Source organism: Nostoc sp. KVJ3, from assembly GCF_026127265.1.
Lineage (GTDB): Bacteria > Cyanobacteriota > Cyanobacteriia > Cyanobacteriales > Nostocaceae > Nostoc.
The window spans coordinates 1-21,764 of the sequence record NZ_WWFG01000019.1 but is presented as its reverse complement, the minus strand read 5'-3'; the positions used below and the strand labels follow the sequence as shown (position 1 = coordinate 21,764).

General features: G+C 40.4%; 20 protein-coding genes and 2 pseudogenes. 9 read left to right on the top strand and 13 right to left on the bottom strand.

Features of this window, described 5'->3' with window-relative positions:
• Positions 1-8 precede the first annotated feature (8 nt).
• Both GTQ43_RS41305 and GTQ43_RS41300 read right to left on the bottom strand, forming a co-directional pair.
• Positions 9-2,978, bottom strand: a complete 2,970-nt coding sequence (locus tag GTQ43_RS41305) for a Tn3 family transposase (RefSeq protein WP_265276768.1) — start codon at positions 2,976-2,978, stop codon at positions 9-11.
• 58 nt (positions 2,979-3,036) lie between these two features.
• Positions 3,037-3,549 (bottom strand): double zinc ribbon domain-containing protein, encoded by a 513-nt coding sequence (locus tag GTQ43_RS41300; RefSeq protein WP_265276769.1) that lies wholly within the window; start codon positions 3,547-3,549, stop codon positions 3,037-3,039.
• Between the two features lie 84 nt (positions 3,550-3,633).
• On the opposite strand from GTQ43_RS41300, the gene GTQ43_RS41665 reads away from it, so the two are divergent.
• From GTQ43_RS41665 to GTQ43_RS41265, 8 genes are all read left to right on the top strand, one after another.
• A complete protein-coding gene (locus GTQ43_RS41665; RefSeq protein ID WP_321162577.1) occupies positions 3,634-3,936 on the top strand; it encodes a phage integrase N-terminal SAM-like domain-containing protein in 303 nt (100 codons plus the stop codon).
• Between the two features lie 91 nt (positions 3,937-4,027).
• Positions 4,028-4,519 carry a site-specific integrase gene (locus GTQ43_RS41660; RefSeq protein ID WP_321162576.1) on the top strand — a complete coding sequence of 164 codons (492 nt, stop codon included), beginning with the start codon at positions 4,028-4,030 and terminating at the stop codon, positions 4,517-4,519.
• Positions 4,520-5,100: 581 nt separating this feature from the next.
• Positions 5,101-5,367, top strand: a complete 267-nt coding sequence (locus GTQ43_RS41290; RefSeq protein ID WP_265278408.1) for a hypothetical protein — start codon at positions 5,101-5,103, stop codon at positions 5,365-5,367.
• Positions 5,368-6,148: 781 nt separating this feature from the next.
• A complete protein-coding gene (locus GTQ43_RS41285) occupies positions 6,149-6,325 on the top strand; it encodes a hypothetical protein (protein ID WP_265278407.1) in 177 nt (58 codons plus the stop codon).
• A 777-nt stretch (positions 6,326-7,102) separates the two neighbouring features.
• Complete coding sequence (locus tag GTQ43_RS41280) at positions 7,103-7,420, top strand: hypothetical protein (RefSeq protein WP_265278406.1); 318 nt, start codon at positions 7,103-7,105, stop codon at positions 7,418-7,420.
• Positions 7,421-7,616: 196 nt separating this feature from the next.
• Positions 7,617-8,279 (top strand): hypothetical protein, encoded by a 663-nt coding sequence (locus tag GTQ43_RS41275; protein WP_265278405.1) that lies wholly within the window; start codon positions 7,617-7,619, stop codon positions 8,277-8,279.
• An 83-nt stretch (positions 8,280-8,362) separates the two neighbouring features.
• Positions 8,363-9,037, top strand: a complete 675-nt coding sequence (locus tag GTQ43_RS41270) for a hypothetical protein (RefSeq protein WP_265278404.1) — start codon at positions 8,363-8,365, stop codon at positions 9,035-9,037.
• A 294-nt stretch (positions 9,038-9,331) separates the two neighbouring features.
• Positions 9,332-9,829 carry a DUF2839 domain-containing protein gene (locus GTQ43_RS41265; protein WP_265278403.1) on the top strand — a complete coding sequence of 166 codons (498 nt, stop codon included), beginning with the start codon at positions 9,332-9,334 and terminating at the stop codon, positions 9,827-9,829.
• A 32-nt stretch (positions 9,830-9,861) separates the two neighbouring features.
• Here the strand turns inward: GTQ43_RS41265 and GTQ43_RS41260 are convergent, their stop codons facing one another.
• The 10 genes and pseudogenes from GTQ43_RS41260 to GTQ43_RS42055 form a co-directional block, all read right to left on the bottom strand.
• Positions 9,862-10,161 carry a hypothetical protein gene (locus GTQ43_RS41260; protein ID WP_265278402.1) on the bottom strand — a complete coding sequence of 100 codons (300 nt, stop codon included), beginning with the start codon at positions 10,159-10,161 and terminating at the stop codon, positions 9,862-9,864.
• Complete coding sequence (locus GTQ43_RS41255; protein WP_190938018.1) at positions 10,158-10,793, bottom strand: AAA family ATPase; 636 nt, start codon at positions 10,791-10,793, stop codon at positions 10,158-10,160. Before GTQ43_RS41255 ends, GTQ43_RS41260 begins: the two co-directional genes overlap by 4 nt.
• 238 nt (positions 10,794-11,031) lie before the next feature.
• Positions 11,032-13,944, bottom strand: coding sequence for a type I restriction endonuclease subunit R (locus GTQ43_RS41250; protein WP_265278401.1), 2,913 nt, complete (start codon positions 13,942-13,944; stop codon positions 11,032-11,034).
• Positions 13,945-14,053: 109 nt separating this feature from the next.
• Positions 14,054-14,323 (bottom strand): hypothetical protein, encoded by a 270-nt coding sequence (locus GTQ43_RS41245; protein WP_265278400.1) that lies wholly within the window; start codon positions 14,321-14,323, stop codon positions 14,054-14,056.
• A complete protein-coding gene (locus GTQ43_RS41240; RefSeq protein WP_265278399.1) occupies positions 14,320-14,538 on the bottom strand; it encodes a hypothetical protein in 219 nt (72 codons plus the stop codon). Before GTQ43_RS41240 ends, GTQ43_RS41245 begins: the two co-directional genes overlap by 4 nt.
• 81 nt (positions 14,539-14,619) lie before the next feature.
• Positions 14,620-15,012: a XisH family protein gene (locus tag GTQ43_RS41235; RefSeq protein ID WP_265278398.1), complete on the bottom strand. Its 393-nt coding sequence runs from the start codon at positions 15,010-15,012 to the stop codon at positions 14,620-14,622.
• A 52-nt stretch (positions 15,013-15,064) separates the two neighbouring features.
• Positions 15,065-16,120, bottom strand: coding sequence for a restriction endonuclease subunit S (locus tag GTQ43_RS41230; protein ID WP_265278397.1), 1,056 nt, complete (start codon positions 16,118-16,120; stop codon positions 15,065-15,067).
• On the bottom strand, positions 16,101-16,340 hold the full coding sequence (locus GTQ43_RS41225) for a hypothetical protein (protein ID WP_265278396.1): 240 nt from the start codon (positions 16,338-16,340) through the stop codon (positions 16,101-16,103). Before GTQ43_RS41225 ends, GTQ43_RS41230 begins: the two co-directional genes overlap by 20 nt.
• A gap of 741 nt (positions 16,341-17,081) precedes the next feature.
• Positions 17,082-17,156 (bottom strand): annotated as a pseudogene (locus tag GTQ43_RS42060) (hypothetical protein); the annotation flags it as partial.
• Between the two features lie 77 nt (positions 17,157-17,233).
• A pseudogene (locus GTQ43_RS42055) lies at positions 17,234-18,676 on the bottom strand (type I restriction-modification system subunit M); the annotation flags it as partial.
• Between the two features lie 211 nt (positions 18,677-18,887).
• Here GTQ43_RS42055 and GTQ43_RS41215 point away from each other — a divergent pair.
• Complete coding sequence (locus tag GTQ43_RS41215) at positions 18,888-19,760, top strand: hypothetical protein (RefSeq protein WP_265278394.1); 873 nt, start codon at positions 18,888-18,890, stop codon at positions 19,758-19,760.
• 311 nt (positions 19,761-20,071) lie between these two features.
• Here the strand turns inward: GTQ43_RS41215 and GTQ43_RS41210 are convergent, their stop codons facing one another.
• Entirely contained in the window at positions 20,072-21,082 is a 1,011-nt protein-coding gene (locus GTQ43_RS41210; RefSeq protein ID WP_265278393.1) for a tyrosine-type recombinase/integrase, read from the bottom strand.
• Between the last annotated feature and the right edge of the window lie 682 nt (positions 21,083-21,764).

Here is a 21,764-nt window from a genome sequence, read left to right as displayed (position 1 = left end):
ATAATTTCTCAAGCCAAAACTAAGAGCTTGTCATCATCCAACAAATTCGGTACAGTCTCCATATCAATCAAGTAATCGCCGAAACGCTTGATATGACTCGTCATATAAGGACTCAACGCCGCCACATCTTCACGAGTAATCAAATAACCAGCTTTCAGGAAATCACGCAAAACCTCAGTCAAATCTACAACATTGTGGAAGATCACAGCATTAGCAACCAAATCATTATATTTAACAATCTTCTCCTGCTCAATTGGGTCATTATTAGCAATAACTCCAAAACCACCGAAGAAAAACCACTTTGAGAAACCGTTATAAGACTCAACAATATTCGTTGCCGCAGTAATCTGTTGTCGTAACTTCATATCCGAAATATATTGCAACAGAAATACCGTCCTGATTACCCGTCCTAACTCCTGAAAAGCTTGGTATAATCTGTTTTTACGACTATAGTTTCCCAGTTTTCGTAACAGCACCGCACTCGAAATCTTGCCAGTTTGAATCGACAGCACAACCTGTAAAATATCTTGCCAATGGGTTTGAATTTTCTCCCAATCAATCGCATCCTTGAACAAAGAATCAATATGCTTGTAAACCGTATCATTATCTGGGCGGAAGAAATTTAAATCTTTCCAATTCCGAATCCGGGGCATTAACTTAATCCCCAACATATGTGATAATGCAAACACAGGCGTTGATTGCCCTTGAGTATCTGCGTGAATCGTATGAGGCTGAATATCAGAAAGATTTTTTAACAAACCCTCAATAATATAAACAGCCTCCCAGGTTCCGCAGGAAATAAAATGACTAAATAGCGCCACATAGGTATCAGAAACATGGTGGTAAGCAATGCCTCCGTAGCCACCATAGCGGATATGATACTCAGAGAGTAAATTTTCTTCGTAGAGTTCGTACTTAGTCCCATCAGCCGCCGCAGTTGTCCCATCACCCCAAATGCTCGGAAGCTTTAAAACATTGTAGCGATTAATAATATCCACAAGGGCTGCATTCAATTTATCCACACTCACATGACGCCGATTAACAAACGATATTTCCTTACTTGTGACAATACCCCGCATGTGTCTTGCAGCTTGAGTCGGCCCCAAATTACAACCATAGGTGAAACTAGTCAACAAATAACGTTCTGTCGCCCGTTCTAATTTCGGATCGCTGCCGCTCATCGGCCCAAAATGGCGTGTAAAATTAGTCCAATAATCGACATTCCGCAGAATATCAATCAAATTACGTTCACCAAACCTTTGTTCCACAGCCTCAAGTAAAGTCTTAGCTGATGGACTCAAATCATGACGTGGAGATTTTTTTAATACAGGTTCACCCAAATCATTAATCACAAGTTGACGATTATCTGGATAACCAGCATCCACTTTAAAAGCCGTATCAGTCAACAAAGACTTGAGTTCGTAAACATTACCAACCGCATCACTAGCAAAACCCAAATCTCCACAATACTGGTCAATCAGTGGTAAACATTCTGACCAAGGCAACAACTGTTCTCGGTGGTCAGCGTAATTCTCACTTCCCTTGACGCAAATATCCCCCGACCTCAATTCAGCCATTAAGTAAGAAAAAACACAAACTTCCAGATGGCGACGCACAATTTTAGTTTTGTTTCCTTGTTCGACGAATAAAAGTTTCTGCCATTGAGGAGAAGCAAAATCTAAATCAATAGTATTATTGAAGAATTGACCCCGCCGTGACTGATTTTCTAAAATAAAATTTAATGCCTCAACTACACTTTGTTCGTTGGTAGTGGATGAAAACTTCAAAGCACCTAGCAACCGAAAGAAAGTACTGCGATGACTTTTATAAAATTGCCACAATAGGGGAAAATAATTATTTCCCTTATAGGCATTTATCGCCTCACATTCAGTTAATAGTTGTTCAGCACCACCGGATGGAATGAGTACTTGATTAACTCGCTCGACCGGATCGACAGTCTGAACTTCTGGCGGTTCATCAACCAATACTTGTAGAACATTAGTGAAAACCCCCAGTAACTTCTCAACCGTTGATTGATATCTTTGTTTGATAAGTTCTAATTCTCTTTTGGCATGATTATGAATTAACTGCATTTTTTTGAGAAACATCTCGACCAAATTATCTCGCGTCATCACGCTTGCCGAGTAAATCAGGCATAATATTAGAGTAATTCGTTTTGGCAAATTAAACTCTTTGATTTCACTCGCATCTAATACTCTCGCTTCAGCAGCAAAGTGTTGAATCTTAGCTGCTGTCATATCAGCAAGGAGTGGTTTAATATCTCCCAAAGAATCAAGCCAGATTGAATGTACAATTAAATCATTGAGATGATTGCGGGTTGGGCGTTTAGGAAGTTGCTTGAGATTATTGTAAAGACTTCTATATTCGACTGGATGATTATCTAAAAGGTCGAGTAGACGTTGTTGATAATCATTACTTAGGCGACTAAGTACCAAATTGAATAGGTTTTGATTGACTACATTCCTAACTCGGCGTACTAATCTATTTAATGTGTTAAATCCTGGTAATTCATATCTATTTTTAATTAGTTCGGCAATTGCCACATTCATTAAATCAGCAGGATTATCCATCACCTGGGCTGATTCATTCACCGCAGATACCGCTAAATGCAGCGCAGTCTGATTAAAAGATTTAACTTGAAGATATTCGCGGATAGCTGTTCGATGTCGGTACATTGTTTTGTTATTTTCATAACCTAAAACAATATCAAGAGCAAATTTTAAATGACTGCGAATATGGTTAATAATTTTCAGTGGGATATCTGCAATCGATGGAAAGTAACCCAGTCTTTGGAATGATTTTAAAATGACGAGCAGACTCAAAATATTACTTTCACCTTTCGTCGTATTGTAAGCGAAAGCAATTTCGGATTTAGTTGGAGTATAAATCTCAGTAAGTTCTTTGGTGGTAAATTGGCGTTTGAATCTAGGATAAGCGGTACGTTCAATTGATGTCACACTGATATTGATGGATTGTCCATACTGGTATTGCTTTTATAGATATAAAACAAAATCTTCACTTTTTCTTGGTTCGAGAGTTTTTTCTCAAAGCATGCTCTCTGTTACTACCAATTTCAACAATCGTATTTTTGTAATAAAAGCCGCAATAAGGACAGTAGGAATGCTTGAAAGTTGTCACTGATTTACCACATTTGAGACAGTGGGCAACAAGCTCAAACCCGCACATAAAGCAGTACAATGACCTGATATCGTTCCAAATCGGTTCTGTGGGTGTCCCTGGAGTCCAGCATTGGGGACAAAATTTAATGCTGGTAAATGGTTGCTGTATTTCCTCATCGCTACAAATTCCTTCTAAGTACTCAATTGGTATCGATAAAGCCCTAGCTAGCCCCCGACGGGTTTTGTGATTTAATCTCGTCGTGATCCCCCGTTCTATTTTTCCGTATGTATGCAGGTGAATACCAGCCTGATGAGCTAGCTGATTTTGACTCATCTTTAATTCCACACGCAACCGCTTAATGTAGTCGCCAATCGGTTCCTGTGGCATGGGTGTCTTCAAAGTATCCATCAAGAATCATCATTATTATTCTAAAAAAGATATATTAAATAATGATTGTTTGTCTCGATAGAAATTACATAAATTGGAGAGAAATTGACTGTTACTTTAGCCACTGTTATTACTGAGTTTTTGTCACGCCCGGATTTAGCTAAAAGTACCAGACGTACTTATGAATTGGTGTTGAAACCAATACTTGGAGAATACGGTATTTGGGAGATTGAGATTATCGGTAAGCAGACTTTAATTGAGTATTTAAGAAGTTTGGATGATTGCAGCTATACAACTCATCGCAAGTACCAAGCAATACTACAAAGTTTGTTTAATTTCGCTGTGGAGCAAGGTTATATTAAGTTTAATCCCATTAATGGTTTAAAAACAGCGTCAACCAAATCCTGATAGGGGAGAACATAAAACTGATTCTGTAGTAAGATATTTAACACCTGAACAGTTAAATATCCTTTATTATTCTGTTAAATCTGACCTACGTATGAATGCTATAGTGCATCTTCTACATCGCTCAGGTTGCCGTATATCAGAGCTTTTAGCGTTAAATATAGATGATGTTAACCAAGACTTATATAAATTTCAAGTACTTGGTAAAGGTAACAAACGGCGTTGTTGTTATTTTAGTGATGGGGCTGCCGAGGCATTAAGTAAATTTATCTTATATGAGCGCCACAATACCGTAGATGCACTCTTCACAGCACAACAGCCAGTGACTAAAGTTGTTAGTAGAATTAGCTATCGCACTGTGCATGAATATTGGCGAGAGTTAATAAGTATATATCCGGAGCTAGTCGGAGTCAGAATCCACGATTTACGGCATACTTTTGCTACTGAGCGTGTTGGGCTAATGGGTATTGAGGAATTGCGGGCACTGATGGGGCATGAGAATATTCAAACAACTCTACGTTACCAAAAAGTTACGTCTGCTAGGGCGGAAGAAGTTGCACGTCAGGCTTTAAAAAGTTTAACTTAAATTCTTAAGAGTTTATATTTTGACAATGCTTTTTACTATGAAGATTAAAATTATTATGCTGATATTTAGCACGAGTTTTTATACAAAATAATCATGTTTTTGCTGGTAGTTGAAGAGAAGACACTATACTCTGCGTCAAGAGAGTGAGTTTTGGGAAAAACTAACCCATACAGTTTGCATTATTGCAAGTATATTAACAAAACTTTGCATCGTGTCCCATTTTGCACGTATCCCGGTTGTACCCCATGAGCGCAGCGAGAGATGGCGCAGCCACCCGCAGGGCATGAAACCATAGTGAGTATGGTATCACTTATACAAAACCCTGAAATCCACTTTTGGGGGAGAAATCGCGCTTACTGCCTGGTGCGAAAATACGCCCAAAAGCACCTTTAGGGGGTATAACGACAGTCGTTTGACAGTCATCGGGGGTTTGGACAATGACTGTCAAACGACTGTCGTTTGGTACACTAAAGGGGTATTTAGGGGTGGTTTACGGCGCATTTTGACAGTCATTGAAATATGGTATCAATCAACACGATGGCTTACTTATAAACTCCTCTAATTCGGTAGGAATACAGGACATGGAGCAACCTAATTTAGAAGTGCTTTCGATTAAGCGCAGTCACGACAGTAGCGATGGCCAGTTGCTGCAATTTTTACGAGAGCGAGAGCGTAAAATGTCGGGCAGAGGTTTGACTAAAATTGTTTTGAGTACTTTGAGAATGTGCTGGGGGCCTTTTGTCATGAAGCGTCAGGGTGCTGACAGCGACACTCTCAAGACTGCTGTGATTTACTCTATCTCACAGTTGGAATTACAGATTCACTTGCTCAAGCAATTACTCGATTGAGCGATTCTTTGAAGTACGTTTGCAACAAATCTGTATTATGAATTCTCAATAATTTTAAAGTTATTGAGAATGAGCCAGTTTGATAAAAATGCCTAAAAGCTAATTGGTGTATGTATTAGATACCAATTTTTTGGTCAAAGCGATGTTCTAAATAGCAGACATTTTGTAGTGAATAATCAAAGTTTCCTGACAGCTATAACAGTTAAAAGCGTGTATAAGCTGTGCAAAATGTCTGCTATTTTGCACAGGAATCGGGGTTTTAGATGCAAAATGTCTGCTATTTATAACTGTGATTAATCAGACAATTTCACTACTTAAAACAAGTTTCATCTCTATTAACAAGCGTAGAGATTGTAAAATGAACAATTTCTATTCAGGTATGAAGAAAAAAAATCGGATGTTAAGAGGGCTGGCTTAAGTTAATGAAAGAATTATTGAAGTACAATTGCAACACCAGTGTATTATACGTTCTCAATAATTTTGAAGTTATTGAGAATTCAACAGGCGATCAAAATTTGCTGTAAGTCATAGTCAGTAAGCATTACGCCAGAATTTCTCTCTACATTTCTTATGCTCAACTGGTAGCAGTAGGGCTACTGTATAGCTACCAGTTGGGGAATCATCAAATTTTCAACAACTCGCTTTTTTACTACTCAACTGGTAGCTGTGTGTCACCAGTTGAGCTACCCAACAGCTACCACTTGGGCAAGGTATTTAGAACTACTATTTCAATACTGGTAAACTACATAAAGCCTATGTAATAAGTGATGTTTACGTTGTCTTGTCACAGCCAGCGTTGACTGCACCAGTTGTAACTGTCAATGCCCCAAGCTACAAGAGTAATGCTTTAGAGTCGCCTGAGCTTGAGGGGGAAGCGGCTGATTCAATCAGACCTGCTTCAATAGTTCAAGGTCAGGCTTCGTCGCAAGAATTGGATGCGATTTTTGTCGGAGATTGAGCGAAGAATATTTGAACAATAGCCGCCGCAGTTGTAGCTGTTAACTGTTAGGCGGCTTTTGTCGTGATTATGTAGTTCTTCAGTAGTATTTTTTGATGGCTGTTGCTTCGGCTTCTGCTTTTCAATTTTGGCTGTCAAAAACTTTCCGCCAAATATGGCGTACTGTGCGTCAAAAAAAGATGGATTAGCAAGCTTAAAAGCTTTTAAGCGAATTTCACGATAATTGACCAATTATTGGGAAATAATGGGAGACTTCTAAGAAGCCTTGGGAACTGTTCTTCTTTATTGGGAATTTTTGAGCTAATGAGAATTTTGTGAGTGGATGATGTAAAAGGTGTAAAAAGGTAAGAAAAAATTGGAGATTTGGGAGATATTGTCTAGATATTGGGAGATGTTGAATGTAGTTGGTGAGAATTGGGAAAATGGATGTTTTGTCGAGGTTTTATCTCAGACGCACGAATTGAGTCAAATCAAAAAGCTAGTACTAAAACTGTAATATTTCTTGATAAATGTTCAATAATCACGGTTTGGGCGGTTCATCTTGAGAGTAATTATCAATTAGATAGACAAAAAAAGGGTCAAAAACAGGGGAAATTTTTTTTGTGGATTTTGTTTCTTTAATGTTGAGTCTTGGTTCTCGTTCAAGCCGAATGCTCAACGTTCAATTTGTTTGTGATCAACTACGATAGTCAAGCGATCGCGCATCTTGTGGTCAACCTAATCCAAGATAAAATCAGGAGCGGGAAAATTAAATTGATGATGAGCGAAGGGTAAGGTATGGAAGTCAAAAGCGAAGTGACAATAAAATTTAGCGGCGAACTACCAACAGCTACACCAGCCGAGAACAAGAAAGTTGCAATCGAGTTGACTGATCAGAACGGCATAGTCTTCACTGCTCAAGTTAATGCAAAAAGCTGGCGGAAGGCTGAAACTAGTGCCTCAGAATTTGCAGACTGGGCTGGGGCTGTATCGGGGAAGCTGGGTCAACGAACAGAGAACGGCTTTGAAATTATTGACGCTGGGATTCAAATTTTTGAAAAGAAAGCGAAGGAAGCCAAACCAGATGTAGCGGCGGCTGAAGCTGGCGCAAGTTAATAGATGTGTCTCAAGCATTCATGTTCAATGAAAGGAAGAGCATGGATGCTAAGGCATTTGTTCATCTTTGGGTATAAGCTGCCATTAAAGATACTTAAGGCTTTTGGAGTAGATTGAAAGAAGAATATCTTAGTGAGAGCCGCAGTTTACAATCATAAAAGCAATTCAAAAAATTACACATTTTAACTTTGTCCGCATGACAATTACGAACGATACACAGCAGTTATTAGTTAATAATCACCATATCAGACCGACAGAGCCACTAGAATATCGTGCAATTGGTCGGCTCTGGGGGAAGTATGTTCCAAGTAGTGAGCTTATTTATCAAGGGCAACTAATAACTGCTGACGGTGTAATGCTTGAGACAAACCTTGCTAAGAGAGCATCGAAATTAGTTCAACAATCTCAACTTGATTTATCACTTGAATACTTCTGGACTGTTTACCCCAGAACACCATTCAAAGATTCTCCGACTAAACTTCGGGTGACTTTGATAAATGTTCGCAATGAAAAAGAATATACCGACTCAGTAAAAAGCGAATTGCAGTTAGTAGCTGATAACTTTTCTGTACAAGGATTAGTTGTATATCAAGACTTAGCACAAGGGATAGTAGAAGTTAAAATTCACCAAAAACCTCAGAGAGACTTTGAGCCACCCAAAGATTTCCAACTAAGACTAATCGGATTTTTACCATCAAATTCGATTAAGAAATTCTGGAATTTTAATGTGCGACGTGTCGGGGCTAACTTAGTAATTCAATCAGGGGAGTGCATTAAATTTCCCGGTCGTAAGCAATCTTCAACTTCAGATATCTCAACCAATATAAATGATGATACTACCGAGCTAACTGAGGGCTAATCCTACAGAAAAAGTGCAGTCATTTCCTGCTCAATTGCTGATTTAATCAACGTTTAAGAGTGCATTGCTGCCAATAAATTATTATGCCTAAACGTAAATCTCCTAAGACGAATAGTTCACTATCAAAAGAAGAAGCCACGCCAACCAAGCCAGCTATTTTACGTGTCGTCAAGCAAAAATCTACTGCCACAGACGATAATAATCCTGCACAATCTGAATCAGCATCAACTAGCGTACCAACAGAAAATCAGCCAGTTGAGCCGGAATTAGAAGTAAATAATAACCAGAGTAAAAGCATTGAAGTTTCAGAATTAAACAGTAGCCCTGCCCTGAGTTATGACGCTGTGCCTCAAACAATAGAAGCAGAGAATGAACAGTTAGGTTTACCTCAAACAATAGAAGCCGCACCAGTTAATTCATCATCATCAACTGCTTTGATTGAAAATACCTGTGCTGAACATGAGCAATCAGAAATAGAAAAAGAGCAACCGCAATTAGCTCTTAAACCAGCATATAAAAAATTAGAGGCAGCAACTAATAGTTCAGGACAGACGTTTACTGTCAAAGAAAAAATTGAAGTAAGTACAGGTAACTTTGGTACACAAACGGTTTTTCTTATCTCCTTATATTCAGCAGCAGATGGAAGTATTTGGGCTTATTACCATCCTGTAGATAAAAACCAAAGACAGCTATGGAAGCGGGGGTGCTGTCGGATTGAGAATTTGAAAAAGCTGCCAATGGGAGTAAGCAATGGTTAACAGTGTAAATAGCGATTTTATTGAAAAGTTGTTGTGAAGCGATTTTGAAGAGTCAGTGATCACCGAAGACATCCACCGACAGTTCGTTCTAAGATGGGCATATATACAGAAATCCTTATAGCGAACTCTCATTATTCGATTGTGTCCTTTTAGGCACATCAACCACATCAATCGCCCCCATATTCTGGGGGTATTTTTATGGCGGTAGTGGCTCAAGCAGTGCCATTGGGCTGTGTTAACGTCTGGTACATAGTATTCTAGTTAGACACTGATGGTAGTAACAGGGGATGAAGTATGGGAGAAGCTAAACGCAGAAAACAGCTTTTGGGTGATGTCTACGGTTCACGAGTTAATTTAGAAAAATGCCCCATACCTTCAGAAATTAGCCTTGGATATGTGAGTGATGAAGCATTGGCAACTACAAAAGCCCAACTGCATAGGATGCCTGAAGATTTTAAATCCACCTTTTTCATCGCCTTGACAAAAGCTAAAACTATAGTTGAGCCAGGAATTGTTTTCTCTGAAGCTCTAAAGTTTTCCGGTGGAGTTGGTGTCGAAGTTACATTCCGCTCCGACATTGAAACTTTTATCAAATCCCGGTGTAATACTCCAGTTCTGGGCTTACGCCTGATACAAAAGCTCAAAAATATAGACTACAGTACTCATCGAGTAATAGCTATCCTTGCTGGCTCTGATACTCCCATGCTTCCGATTAATGTCTATTCTGTTCAGCAAATTGAAACTCTGCTTAACTACCTCAATGAAGACACCGAATTAATCCCAAATCTCTAGCAATAAGTAATTGAGTTAAGTAATTAAGTAACTTATTCCTCTAGCTCAATTACCTCAAATGCTTGCTCTAGAAGGACTCGGAGAATTTCAGCTTTTTTTCTGCCAGTGCGGTTAGCTAGGTTAGTGAGTTTAGAGTGCATTTCTGGAGATAGATCCAAACTGACTCGAATGGGTCTTTCTCTTGGTGTAGATTCCTGAGTTAATTTACTTAATAAATCGCTTGACTGCAACTCTTGTTTTTTAGCCACGCCAGCAGTTTTTTTATCCGGTTCGTCATCACCAAAAATGAACTTATCGGCGTTATCGTCTAACCTTTTTCGTTTAGCATTCATTTCAGTAACCCAAAAATCTCTTTGCACAATTGCTCAAATTCTTCAGCCGAATCTTTGGCTCCTTTCATTTCCCAGATAGTTGCTTCCTGGGTAAAACAATCGGCAATCGCTTGCTTATTGTGGATTACAGTTTTCAACAACTTAACATCGGGAATTTTACTAAGTAGGGATAATGCCTCCTCTTTGAGCCTCGTTCCTTTAGATGCGCGAGAGAGAAATACTGCTGGCTTTGGTAGCCCACCCGATATTTTCTGTGCCGACTTGATTAACCGTATTGCTTCCGAAGCCGAATGTAGATCCAGTCCAGTCGGCTGAACCGGAGTTACCGAAACATCTGACAAGCACAAAATTGCTCTGGTAGATTCGGTGGTATTCGGCGCACCGTCCACAACTACAAACTGAAATTCTTCGGCAAGCTCTGGTAATTTTTCAATTAATTCGTTAGCGTCAGTAATTTTTGATGTCGGGATTTGACTAGACAGCAGGGACATCCATGTTGCTCCACTGCTTTGCGGATCTGCATCAACAAAGTGTATTTTCTTGCGCTTGCGGTGCAGCCAAGAGGCGAAATGAACTGCCCCTACTGTTTTTCCGCAACCTCCCTTCTGATTGCAAAACGAAATAATGGGCATTTACTTAACTCAATTACTTAACTGAGATAAGTATAATCCCAGCAATGAAAGATGTCACTGTGAAAGTAATGAATGCAGTTGCTTCTTCACATGCTCTCAAATCAGCAACCTCCTTCAAGATAGAAAAGGCTGCTGATAATTAACTTAATTACTTAACTTAGTTGAGTAAAATGATAAAAATCAGGTTTGTGGCATTCCCAAAATGGGAAAGCTGTTCTCAACCTTATTGACCAGATATCTATCCTAAAAGCTGCTGGAATCCATCTAGATTACCTTGAGCAAGTAACTGCATGATGCTGGCATCAAATGCCCGTTTAAATTCTGGGTCAGATGCGTAACGTTTGTACAAGTCGAGTTCGCGTTTGCGTTCTCTGTTGATAGCTTGTTTAATTAATTCTTCTAAAGCGAGGCGGCGATTTTGTTCATCTGGGTTGTTGACAACTTGATTTTGGTAATAGGGGTTGTCAATTACGTGTCTAGCTATATTAATGAATTTTACCCGTTGTTCTTGTGGAGTAGCATCCCAGCCTGTAAAAAATCGATTATTAAAGGCGGATATGATTTCATCGAGAGGGTCTTGCTGCGGTGCATCGTCATGGTAGCCGCGTAAATTGGAGTTTTGCGGGTCAATTTCAGATTCCGAAGCATCGAGTTCAATGGTGTGATTTAATTTAACTCGCTCTATGCCATAGGTAGAGAGGTCTACACTTTCCAGCAGTTCATCGAGTTGGTCTTGATCGGGGTTTTTAACTGCAAGTTTGGGAATAAGGAATTTGAGGAACCAGTGCAGCATTTCCCACTGGATGTTGTTATAAGGAATGATACAGGCTACTTGGCTGTAGATTTTAACGAACTGTTTTGCTTTGATTTTAAAGTCGATTTTTGCTTCGTCTTCGAGTCCTAATTCTGCGTTGAAACGAGCTGCGGCGGTGTCGATGAGAGGGCTAAGTTGTTCGGCTTCGGCTTTGTTGAAAAATAATTCGTTGAATTGCTCGACTTCATACCATTCGTAAACACCCACATCATCTAAAACTTCTTTGAGATCGTGAAGAACATTGACATCGGTAGGTTCGCTCAGGGATGTGGCAGTATAAAACGGGTCAAAAGCGATTTTGATGTCGCTGACGGTGTTATAAAAATCGAGAACGAAGGTATCTTGTTTACCCATCTTATCGTTGCAACGATTGAGGCGAGATAGGGTTTGCACTGCCAACACTGACTGCAATTTTTTATCAACATACATACTGTGTAGTAGGGGTTCGTCAAACCCAATAAGAAATTTATTAGCAACCACCAAGATTTTGTAATCGTCTTTTTTAAATTCGTCGGAAATATCTTTGCTGGGGAAGCCGTTGATGATGTCTTCGGTGTATTCAATGCCGTCTACTGTTTTTTTACCAGAGAAGGCAATGATTGCTTTAAATGGTGCGTTCGCCTGTCTTAATAGTTCGCGGATGGCGAAGAAGTAGCGAATGGTGGTTTCAATGTTGCGGGTAACGACCATCGCTTTGGCCTTGCCCTTAAGCTTTTTGGGTATCCATACCTGTTCGATAAAATGAGTAACCATAATATCGGCTTTAGTGCCAATGGTTTGTTTATGTCCTTCCACATAAGCCCGGAGTTTTTTCTGGGCTTTGGCAGTGTCAAAGATGGGATTATCTAAGATGGATTTTTGAATTTCGTAATAGCTTTTATAAGTGGTGTAATTGGCGAGTACGTCAAGAATAAAGCCTTCTTCGATAGCTTGTTTCATTGAGTAGAGGTGAAACGGCACAAATTTACCGTCTGCCATGCGCCGACCGAATTTTTCTAAAGTTGCGTTTTTGGGTGTGGCAGTAAAAGCAAAGTAGGAAGCATTTTTACCAACTTTGCGCCCTGACATTGCTTTGAGAATTTTGTCTTGTAAATCTTCGGGTTCTTCATCATCCTCTTCTTTAGCAAGAGTCATGTTCAAGTTATCAGCAGCCTTCCCGCTTTGTGATGAGTGAGCCTCATCGATAATTACAGCAAAAGTACTATTGCTCAAATCCTCAATGCCATCAACAATAAAGGGGAATTTTTGAATTGTAGTAATAATAATTTTTTTACCGTTCTCTAGAGCAGTTTTTAATTCTTGAGCATTGGTGGCATGGGCAACAATGTTTTTTACTTGAGAGAAATCTTTAATATTATCTTTGAGTTGTCTATCAAGAATGCGTCTATCTGTGACAACCACAACCGAATCAAACAGGGGACTATCTGCACCTTTGGCGTAGAGTTCGATTAACTGATATGCCGTCCAGGTGATGGAATTAGATTTACCCGAACCTGCGGAATGCTGAATTAAATAAGTCTGTCCTGTGCCGCGTGTTCGGGCATCGGTGAGGAGTTGACGGACGACATCAAGTTGGTGATAACGGGGGAAGTACAGGTTTTTTTGAGGGAGGGGTGTTTTGGTATCACCGGGGATGAGAATGGCGAAATGTTCAATAATGTTGGTGAAACTTTGGCGGGTGAGAATGCCTTCCCACAGGTAAGCGGATTTGTGGCCATTGGGGTTGGGTGGGTTGCCCTTGCCAAAATTAAAACCTTTATTGAAGGGTAGAAAGTAAGTTTTCTCACGGTCTAATTTTGTTGTCATCCACACTTCATCGGTATCAACAGCAAAGTGGACTAGACAACGACTAAATTGCAGCAGTGGTTCTTGGGGATTGCGGTCTTCGCGGTATTGTTTTTTGGCGTGGTAAACAGTTTGACCCGTCCAGGGGTTTTTCAATTCCATCGTGGCGATCGCTAAACCATTCAGGAATAGCACAATATCAATGGATAACCCTGCATCGCTTTCAGAATAATGTACTTGGCAGGTAATCGAAAAAATATTTTTTTCAAAGTTCTCTAAAACAGCCGGATTTGTATCGTTGTAGGGGAGGCTGTAAAGCAAGGTCAGATGAGCATCATCGATGGATAATCCTTTTTTAAGAACAGAGAGGATGCCATCTTTTTTGATTTTACGATCGCAACGTTCGAGAATTAGCCGTTGCCAGTTGGGACGGTCTTTGAGTTTGGCCAGTTCTTCGGGCTGGGTGGTTTCTAAGAAGCGCCAGAACTTCTCCCGGTCGATAGCAAACTCCCGGTCAAAATCTGCGGGTTTCCTTCTTGGTAGCCAGCGCATTCAACGAGTGCTGTTTTGATACAGTTTTCCAGTGCTTGCTCGTTGGTTTTGCTGACCATAGGAAGTTCGTTAGATTTTATACGAGTATTTTCCTATGATAGCTGCTCTACTACAACTGAGATAGTAACCTTTCATACTCTGTATGCGACCCTACCCAAAACCAAATAACTGTATCTCCCTCTAATTGTCCAACGGCTCGATAGCTTCTGCTGACTCTCGCAGAATAAATAGGTAAATCTGGATGGACTTTTTTGAAACGTAAACTGGGATGATTTGGATCTTGTTTAAATTGGCGATATGCTTCGCGGGTTTGCTCTCGCACATTTTCAGGTAAGTTACCAAAAGCTTGGCGAAACTGAGAAGTGATGCGAGAATTCACAATGTATCTGGATCTAATTGTTGAGTTTTACCTGCGCGATATTCAACCATCGCTTGGGCTGCTAGGAAAGCTAGGGCATCTGGAGAACGCTCAAAAGCTTCATCCCATCGCTGTTCATCTTCCAGTTCTTCTAAAATCATCGTAGCCATAGCATTTTGTTGACTGACTGGTAAGCTTTTGAGTTTGATAATCGCTTGTTCGAGTAATTCTGTCATGGTGAATGATTATCCTCTGTTTTATTAATTTTCTCACAGAGTCAGGACTGGGATTTGCTTAGGGGATGCGCTACACCCGCTTTAAGCGATCGCAAATTCAGTGAGTGGGCGTTTACTAGGGTGATGGAAGCCTAAAATAATATATGGACGTTGAAAAAAGTTGAAATAAACAATGTCGTCAATTGATAAGTACAAATTATATTCAGGTTCGCTAACTTGGATCAGGTTGCGATAAACGATGTACTGTCCGAGGGCGCTGTGAAAGTCGTACATCTGAGATTTACCCACAAAGCTTTTAATTTCGACAACAATTTTCTGCCCCTGGCGTTCTGCGGCGATTGGTTTTTCTGCGGCTAAATCAGCGTACAGTTCAGCGTCTTCATATTTAATTATGTAAGGGTCAGCGATTATCAGCCACCCATCTTTAATCAGAGCATTTTTTACAGCATCGTGATAGAGGTCTTTGGCCGGCATAGGGTGAGATTTTTTTGCGTGAGGTTCTCTCTCGTTTAGTAAAAGCTTCGGCTTATACTTTAATTTTTCCGGTGACAGCTTGCAAAATGATTATAGAACGTAGTTCTTCTAAAGAGATTATTTCACGCTCAATTGCATTAATAGCTTTATCAATATCAGCTACACGCTCATTTGTGACGATTTCAATTTTATCTTGCTCTTCTTTGGGTGGAAGAGTAATTTCCATACTTAGGAACATATCTGCATAAAGTCGAAGTCGAGATGAGTGAAGCCCTGTAGAACGACGATTATATTCAGCAACATATTCTGTACTGCGTAGTAAGTGTTCTAAATACCAAGAATTAAAAATACCTGCTTTTAGCTGTCTAAAAACTCCATAAGATGGGCTAACAATACCAGTTATAGTAGATACTCCTAAAGCCCCCATCCATGCCCACATGATATTGATAACAATGTCATCTTTTTGGCATAGCTTAGATCCTGAGTAATCTTCAGCCATAAACATATTCACGTTTTTTTCTGAGCGTGGTGTGACTCCAGTTATATGAGATACAGACAGCAACTCTTCTGTACCCGTCTTTGAACGCTCGTCAACTTCTTTGAAAATATACTTAGCTCGGCGTACCTCCCAATGCTCAGGAATCTCCCCAATCCATTCAACGCCACTATCCCGCATGGGTGCTTTAGGGTTTAGCCCTTTGGTGACAGCTTGATTGATGAGAATAGCTTTTTGCTCTTGCAGCAGTTCGATGAGACGCTGTTTTTTGGCGATCGCTTCATCAATTTCGGCGGTAGTCCTATCAATAAAAGCAACTATTCGTTGTTGTTCTTCAAACGGTGGATATGGAATTTTAATATTTCCAAATTCATCAAAATATAATCGAAGACGCATCTCCATAATGCCCTTCGAGTGCTGCTTTAACTTGCTAGTACAGATTTGATTTCGGAAAAGATAATGATAGAATTTGCTGTCAACTGGCTTGGATGCTCTTAAGATATCATACGCGGGGCTAGTAACACCATCGTATTCAGAAACACCAATCGCTCCCATCCATGCTAATAATTTATTGACAATGACATCACCTTTTTTAACGAACCCAGTAACCATCTGTTGTAGATGCCTTATTACCTCTTTCTTCTAATTCTTTTCTAGGTTTAACTCCAATATCTGAATAGACTGAAAGCAATTCCTCGCTATTATTCTTCGGAGCAGGTTCAGTGACAAGCCGAAAAATATTTTTTGTTCTTATAATTTCCCAATGTTCAGGAACTTCTCCTAACCAATCCTCACCGCTATCCTTATAACTCTCATACTTTGGGAAAGCCATTACTCAACCTCCCCAAAACTTACCAACCGTTTTAACAACCCTTCCGTCTCACGTTCCAATTGCAAAATCTCCGATGTTACTTCCTCTAGTGTTCTCAACGGCTTGTGCTGATAAAAATACTTATTAAAACTAATCTCATAGCCAATCTGCGTTTTATCCAAAGCTATCCACGCATCAGCCACATGGGGACGCACTTCCCGCACAAAGTAATCATGTATTTGTTCTTTCAACGGTACATTTTCTGTATCTCGCAACTCACTATCCGACTCGTACTCTACCCATTCCCCCGCTTTCTTCCCAGTCCAATAACCATAGTCAGGTAAGTTATGCTCAGTGGTTCCCAACTCCGTCAACAAATCACTCAGTTGATTACCTTTTAACTTGTGTACCTTCTTCACCACCCTTTCGGTGTTCTCATCCCGCCAACTGACAGCATTTAAAATCTGATTTTTCTCACTGTTGGTTAGCTTAATATCCAACAACTTCAATGCTGTATCAACAGCAATTACAAATACATTAAAATCGAGTGATAATTCATCCTCCAACGCTTCCATTAAACGCTCTCCCACAATCATGAGATTGCATTGTGCTTCCCAAGTCTTGGGCGATAATAAATCTTTCTTAGCTTTGAGGGATAAAGAAATTTCTTCACTCTCGATATAGTCCTCAATCGCCTTTTTATGCACCTCTAATTTTGTATAAATCTCATCACCCCATTGCTCATAAGCCCATGCCATCACCTCACGCAGCGCAGGCACATAACGCAATGTAGCCACCCGTTCCGGTGTAAATTGCGCCGCCAGTCGTAAAGGGCGTTCCACTGTAATTTTGTAAAAACCAAAGTCTTTGTTATCAAACACTTTAGAAATACCTTGATTCGGCATTTCTAAATAAAGCTGGGTGATTTTTTCAATATGCTCAGTTACAAACTCGCAATTCTTCGCTCCCAAATTCTTGCGTAATTTTTGATATAGTTCTGACGCATCAATCAATTGCACCTTGCCCTTTCTTTCTGGTACTTTCTTGTTAGAGAGAACCCAAATATATGTTGTAATCCCCGTGTTATAAAACAAATTATTCGGCAACTGGATAATTGCTTCTAACCAGTCATTTTCAATAATGTAGCGGCGGATATTACTTTCTCCACTACCTGCATCCCCGGTAAACAGCGAAGAACCATTGTGAACTGAAGCAATGCGGCTGCCCAAAGGACTCTCATCTAGCCGCTTCATCTTGCTGACCATATCCATCAAAAACAGCAATTGTCCATCGGAAGAACGGGGAATCGCCGGAACTACTTCTAATTCACCTTGAAAATTTTTTAGTAACACCTCGAAGCGACCGTCTAAAACATCTTTGCCATCGAGAATGTATTTTTGGTCTGACTTATACGACTTCCCATAGGGCGGATTTGACAACATAAAGTCAAACCGCAGACTGCTAAATTCATCTGTTGCTAGTGTCGAACCAAACTTGATGTTCTCCGGGTCATTACCTTTAATCATCATGTCCGACTTGCAAATCGCGTAGGTTTCGCCGTTTACTTCCTTGCCATAGAGATAAACCGCCGCCTGCGACTTAATTTCCCCTTCTGAAACGGTAATAAAATCCTGGGATTCTGTCAGCATTCCTCCTGAACCGCAAGCGCCGTCATACACCGTAATTACTGGTGGTAGTTTATCCTTGACTGGGATAAACAATAGGTGAGTCATCAATTTAATAACTTCGCGCGGGGTGAAGTGTTCACCGGCTTCTTCGTTATTTTCTTCGTTAAACTTGCGGATTAATTCTTCAAATACATAACCCATTCCCAGATTACTCAGTCCTGGTAGTTTTCGCCCATCCGGGTCTAGGGTATCGTGGGGACTCAGGTTGATATAAGGTGAGGTAAATTTCTCCAGCACATCCAACAACACATCCGCCTGCACTAAGCGCCGGATTTGGTTGCGTAGCTCAAATTTCTCGATAATTTCTTTAACGTTATCGCTAAAGCCATCTAGGTAAGCTTTGAAATTCGCTTCTAAAATTTGGCGATTATTAGAAGCAGTCTTGACCAATTTCTTTAATGTCCAATCAGAGGTATTGTAAAACACATAGCCTGATGCTTCCCGCAAGCCGATGGAGTCAAGCACCGTAAAGCCCGCTTCCTCGCGCTGAAACCGCACCTCTTCCAGCACTGCATCTTTCGTCTCTTCTAACAAACAATCCAACCGCCGCAGGACAAACATCGGCAGAATTACATCCCGGTACTTACCCCGCACATATACATCCCGCAGACAATCATCAGCGATTGACCAAATAAAAGAAACGTTTTTGTTTTGCAGTGATAAATCCATCTAAAAAGTAACCGGGCGTATAGCTTGTGACCATCATTCATGGTATTACTTTCTACCCCTTTTGGCTAAAGCATCTTTCCCGTGTCGTTGAGCGAGATCGCTAATCTTGTGCTGGTTGCTCTGTGCCAGTTGTAACTAATTTGGAAGTAATGGGAATACTGAGTAAAGAGTGAGATAAACACAATACTTAAATAAGGTATAGATACACGCAATGGATTGGTTGCCAGAGAGTCTGCTTGAAATGCACTTCCATCGGGCGATTGTTAAACAGTATGAAAAACGATTTGGTGCGAAATTTCTTAGACTCTTAAAACCTTCTCCTCAAAAAGAGGCATGGGTTGGTTTTGACCAGGGTTGGACAAAATCTGATTTGTCCGAGCAGGATTTATTTATGCAACTCCGTTCTACTATCTCAGACGGTAGCTCAAAATTATCTAAATTCTATTTTGGAGAGTTTTTTCAATTCAAAGTTGTAGAAGTAATAACTCGAAAGAGTAAAAATCTTCCTCACGGTTTTACAACACCATACTATCGTTCAGCCTTGTCACTAAAGCCGAATAAATCAACTAATAAATCTCAACATGAAACTTTATGTCGATTGAGTCAGATAAAAGGTGCAAAAGTTTACTATGCCTGTCCCATGATTTTTGACCAGGATATATTGTGGGAAGATCCAAATCTAAATTTATTACGCCTTGTGGATGTGACAACAGCACCAAAAGGTTGGCTCACGAATGAATCACATCACATTGTTTTTCAAGATCAAAACAGCCGAAAAATAATGTGGTGCAGCAACCCAGTTCCAGGCTCTGCATTGTCTTTTGAAGAGCATTTAGAACTTGAGAATCAACTATCCCCGTTAAGTGGTGAGCAAACAATATCGTTGATTAATCGTACATCTGAAGCCTTAAGAATTGAAAATCAAGAGGAATTCTTTCAACACGAATTATTTGATGATGTCAGAAGAATTGGAAATCAAGTGGAATTCTTTCAACTCGGATTATTTGATGATGTCACTCGCAGAGAATCAATCGTCACTCGCTATTTGCCAGAATCAATGTCCCTTTATGAATTTGAGGATTAGATTACTTAATTCTTATATATCTCTTGTGGCGTTAAACATTTCTGCGCTCGCCCTGGTACATAATTGGAGCAATGCCTGCGGCAACCCCTTCGGTGTATGTAAGCGCAAGCTCGCAGTTCCTCCCGTTTCTAAATTCTAATTCCCAAATCTCTAGTAATAAGTAATTGAGTTAAGTAATTGAGTAACTTATTCCTCTAACTCAATTTGCTCAAACGCTTGCTCTACTGTGCCTAAGCCAGTGCCCTGAAACATTCATGGCATTCTCTAATTCTGCTGCTGCCGTCCGCTTCACCTATAGTCTAGCAACCCATTCAATCCAACCCATCCATCAATAATTCAGACATCTCCAGTTGATCACGATTGCGGTTATCGTCGTAAATTTGGAGCGTATTTAATTTAGCGTGTCTGCTGAGTTTCTGGGCTTTGCGGACGTTGCCATCAGTCTTTTCAAGTACAGCAGTGATAGCACTGTGGCGGCAACGGTGCGGACTCATGTGCTTTTCAACACCAGCCCGTTTAAACAAGCGTTTTACTATTTTATAGATGCCATCCCCGGTTAGGCGGTGTCCAGAATTTTGGAAGTCAACCGAGGTAAATAACGGGCGGGACAAAGACATTTCACCACCACGGGCAATCAGCCAGTCAGTAATCGCTATCACAGTGACTTTTGGCAGATTGACTGTCACTCGTACTTGCTTGCCCTTCCCAAAAATTGATAGCGTCCCTCTAGATGCGTCAAAATGTCTTACATCCAAGGTGCTAATCTCATTTCTCCTCAAAGCATTGCCCCACAGTAGCAGCAACAAAGCATAGTCCCGTTTCCCCGCTAAAGTCGAGCGATCGCACTGCCGGATCACGCTCAAAAATTCCGGCTCGGTGACACCGCTAGTGTCGCGGTAGAGCTGCACTGGGATACTGTCTACATCCACAGCATAGTTGCACACACCCAGCTTTCGCCCATAAGTAATCAGAGACTTGATGGCCGCCAGTCGGCGGTTAATTGTGTTAGGTGATAACCCAGCTTCATTGAGTATGGCTCTATATTTAGTCACTACCTGGGTAGCTTTGTGACCTGATAGATGCAAAAATTCCAAGATAGAATCGCGTTGTGGTGGTTGCCCAGTCATGCGAACAAAAAAATCCGTAATGTCTCGGCGGTATCCTCTACGGGTTCCCTCACTGTTTTTTGAGCGAAGCAACTCCTCCAGCACGTCGGGATCTGAGTCAATGGAGCCAGCAAAGTATGCCTCAATTTTGGCACTGAGGGCATTTTCTAATTTTTGGACTACAACCAACTCAACGGATTCTGTATCTTTGCTCATGACCCCACCCAGGCTACGGTATTGAAAACGGAGTTTTCCAATACCAACACCATTATCCAGCTGCATGGGCCTAGATGTTGTGGTTTTGCTCCTGTTGCGACTTGCTAAATTGTCTGTACTCCCTTCTATACCCCGTTTGGTGAATCGTTGCTATCAGTTTTTGATATCAATGGTGGACTCAAGCAAGAATCTATGACGACGACAACACGACCGCTACAACCCGCATTCCTTCGTTAGCTGATTAAACCTGCTTATCCTTGCAGCGCGATCACCACTTGCAGGTATGATCCGCAATAGTCATGCTAAACGGTCTGCTGTGCTGTTTGAGTTCGCTTTATTCAACTTTAAATATTGGACGCATCTAAAGCTAGGGTGTAGAGTCAGCCAGGATGGGAGAAGCCTTGGGATTATCGGAAGTGTTATCAGTAATCGAACAACTTTCAAAGCTTAACTTTGGTTAAACGACTGAAATCACATACAACCACTAAATTATACATTTATACTGTAGTAATAACTTTTAGGCATTTGTAAAAATGAATACTAGTATGCCAGTTATATACAAATATTATGTAACAATATTTAGTGATTATCTAGATGCTTTTTTTAAGAATAAAATTAAGAAATTCATTATTAATTATACTATTTTACTCGTTTTGTATATCATTACTGTTTGCATTAATTC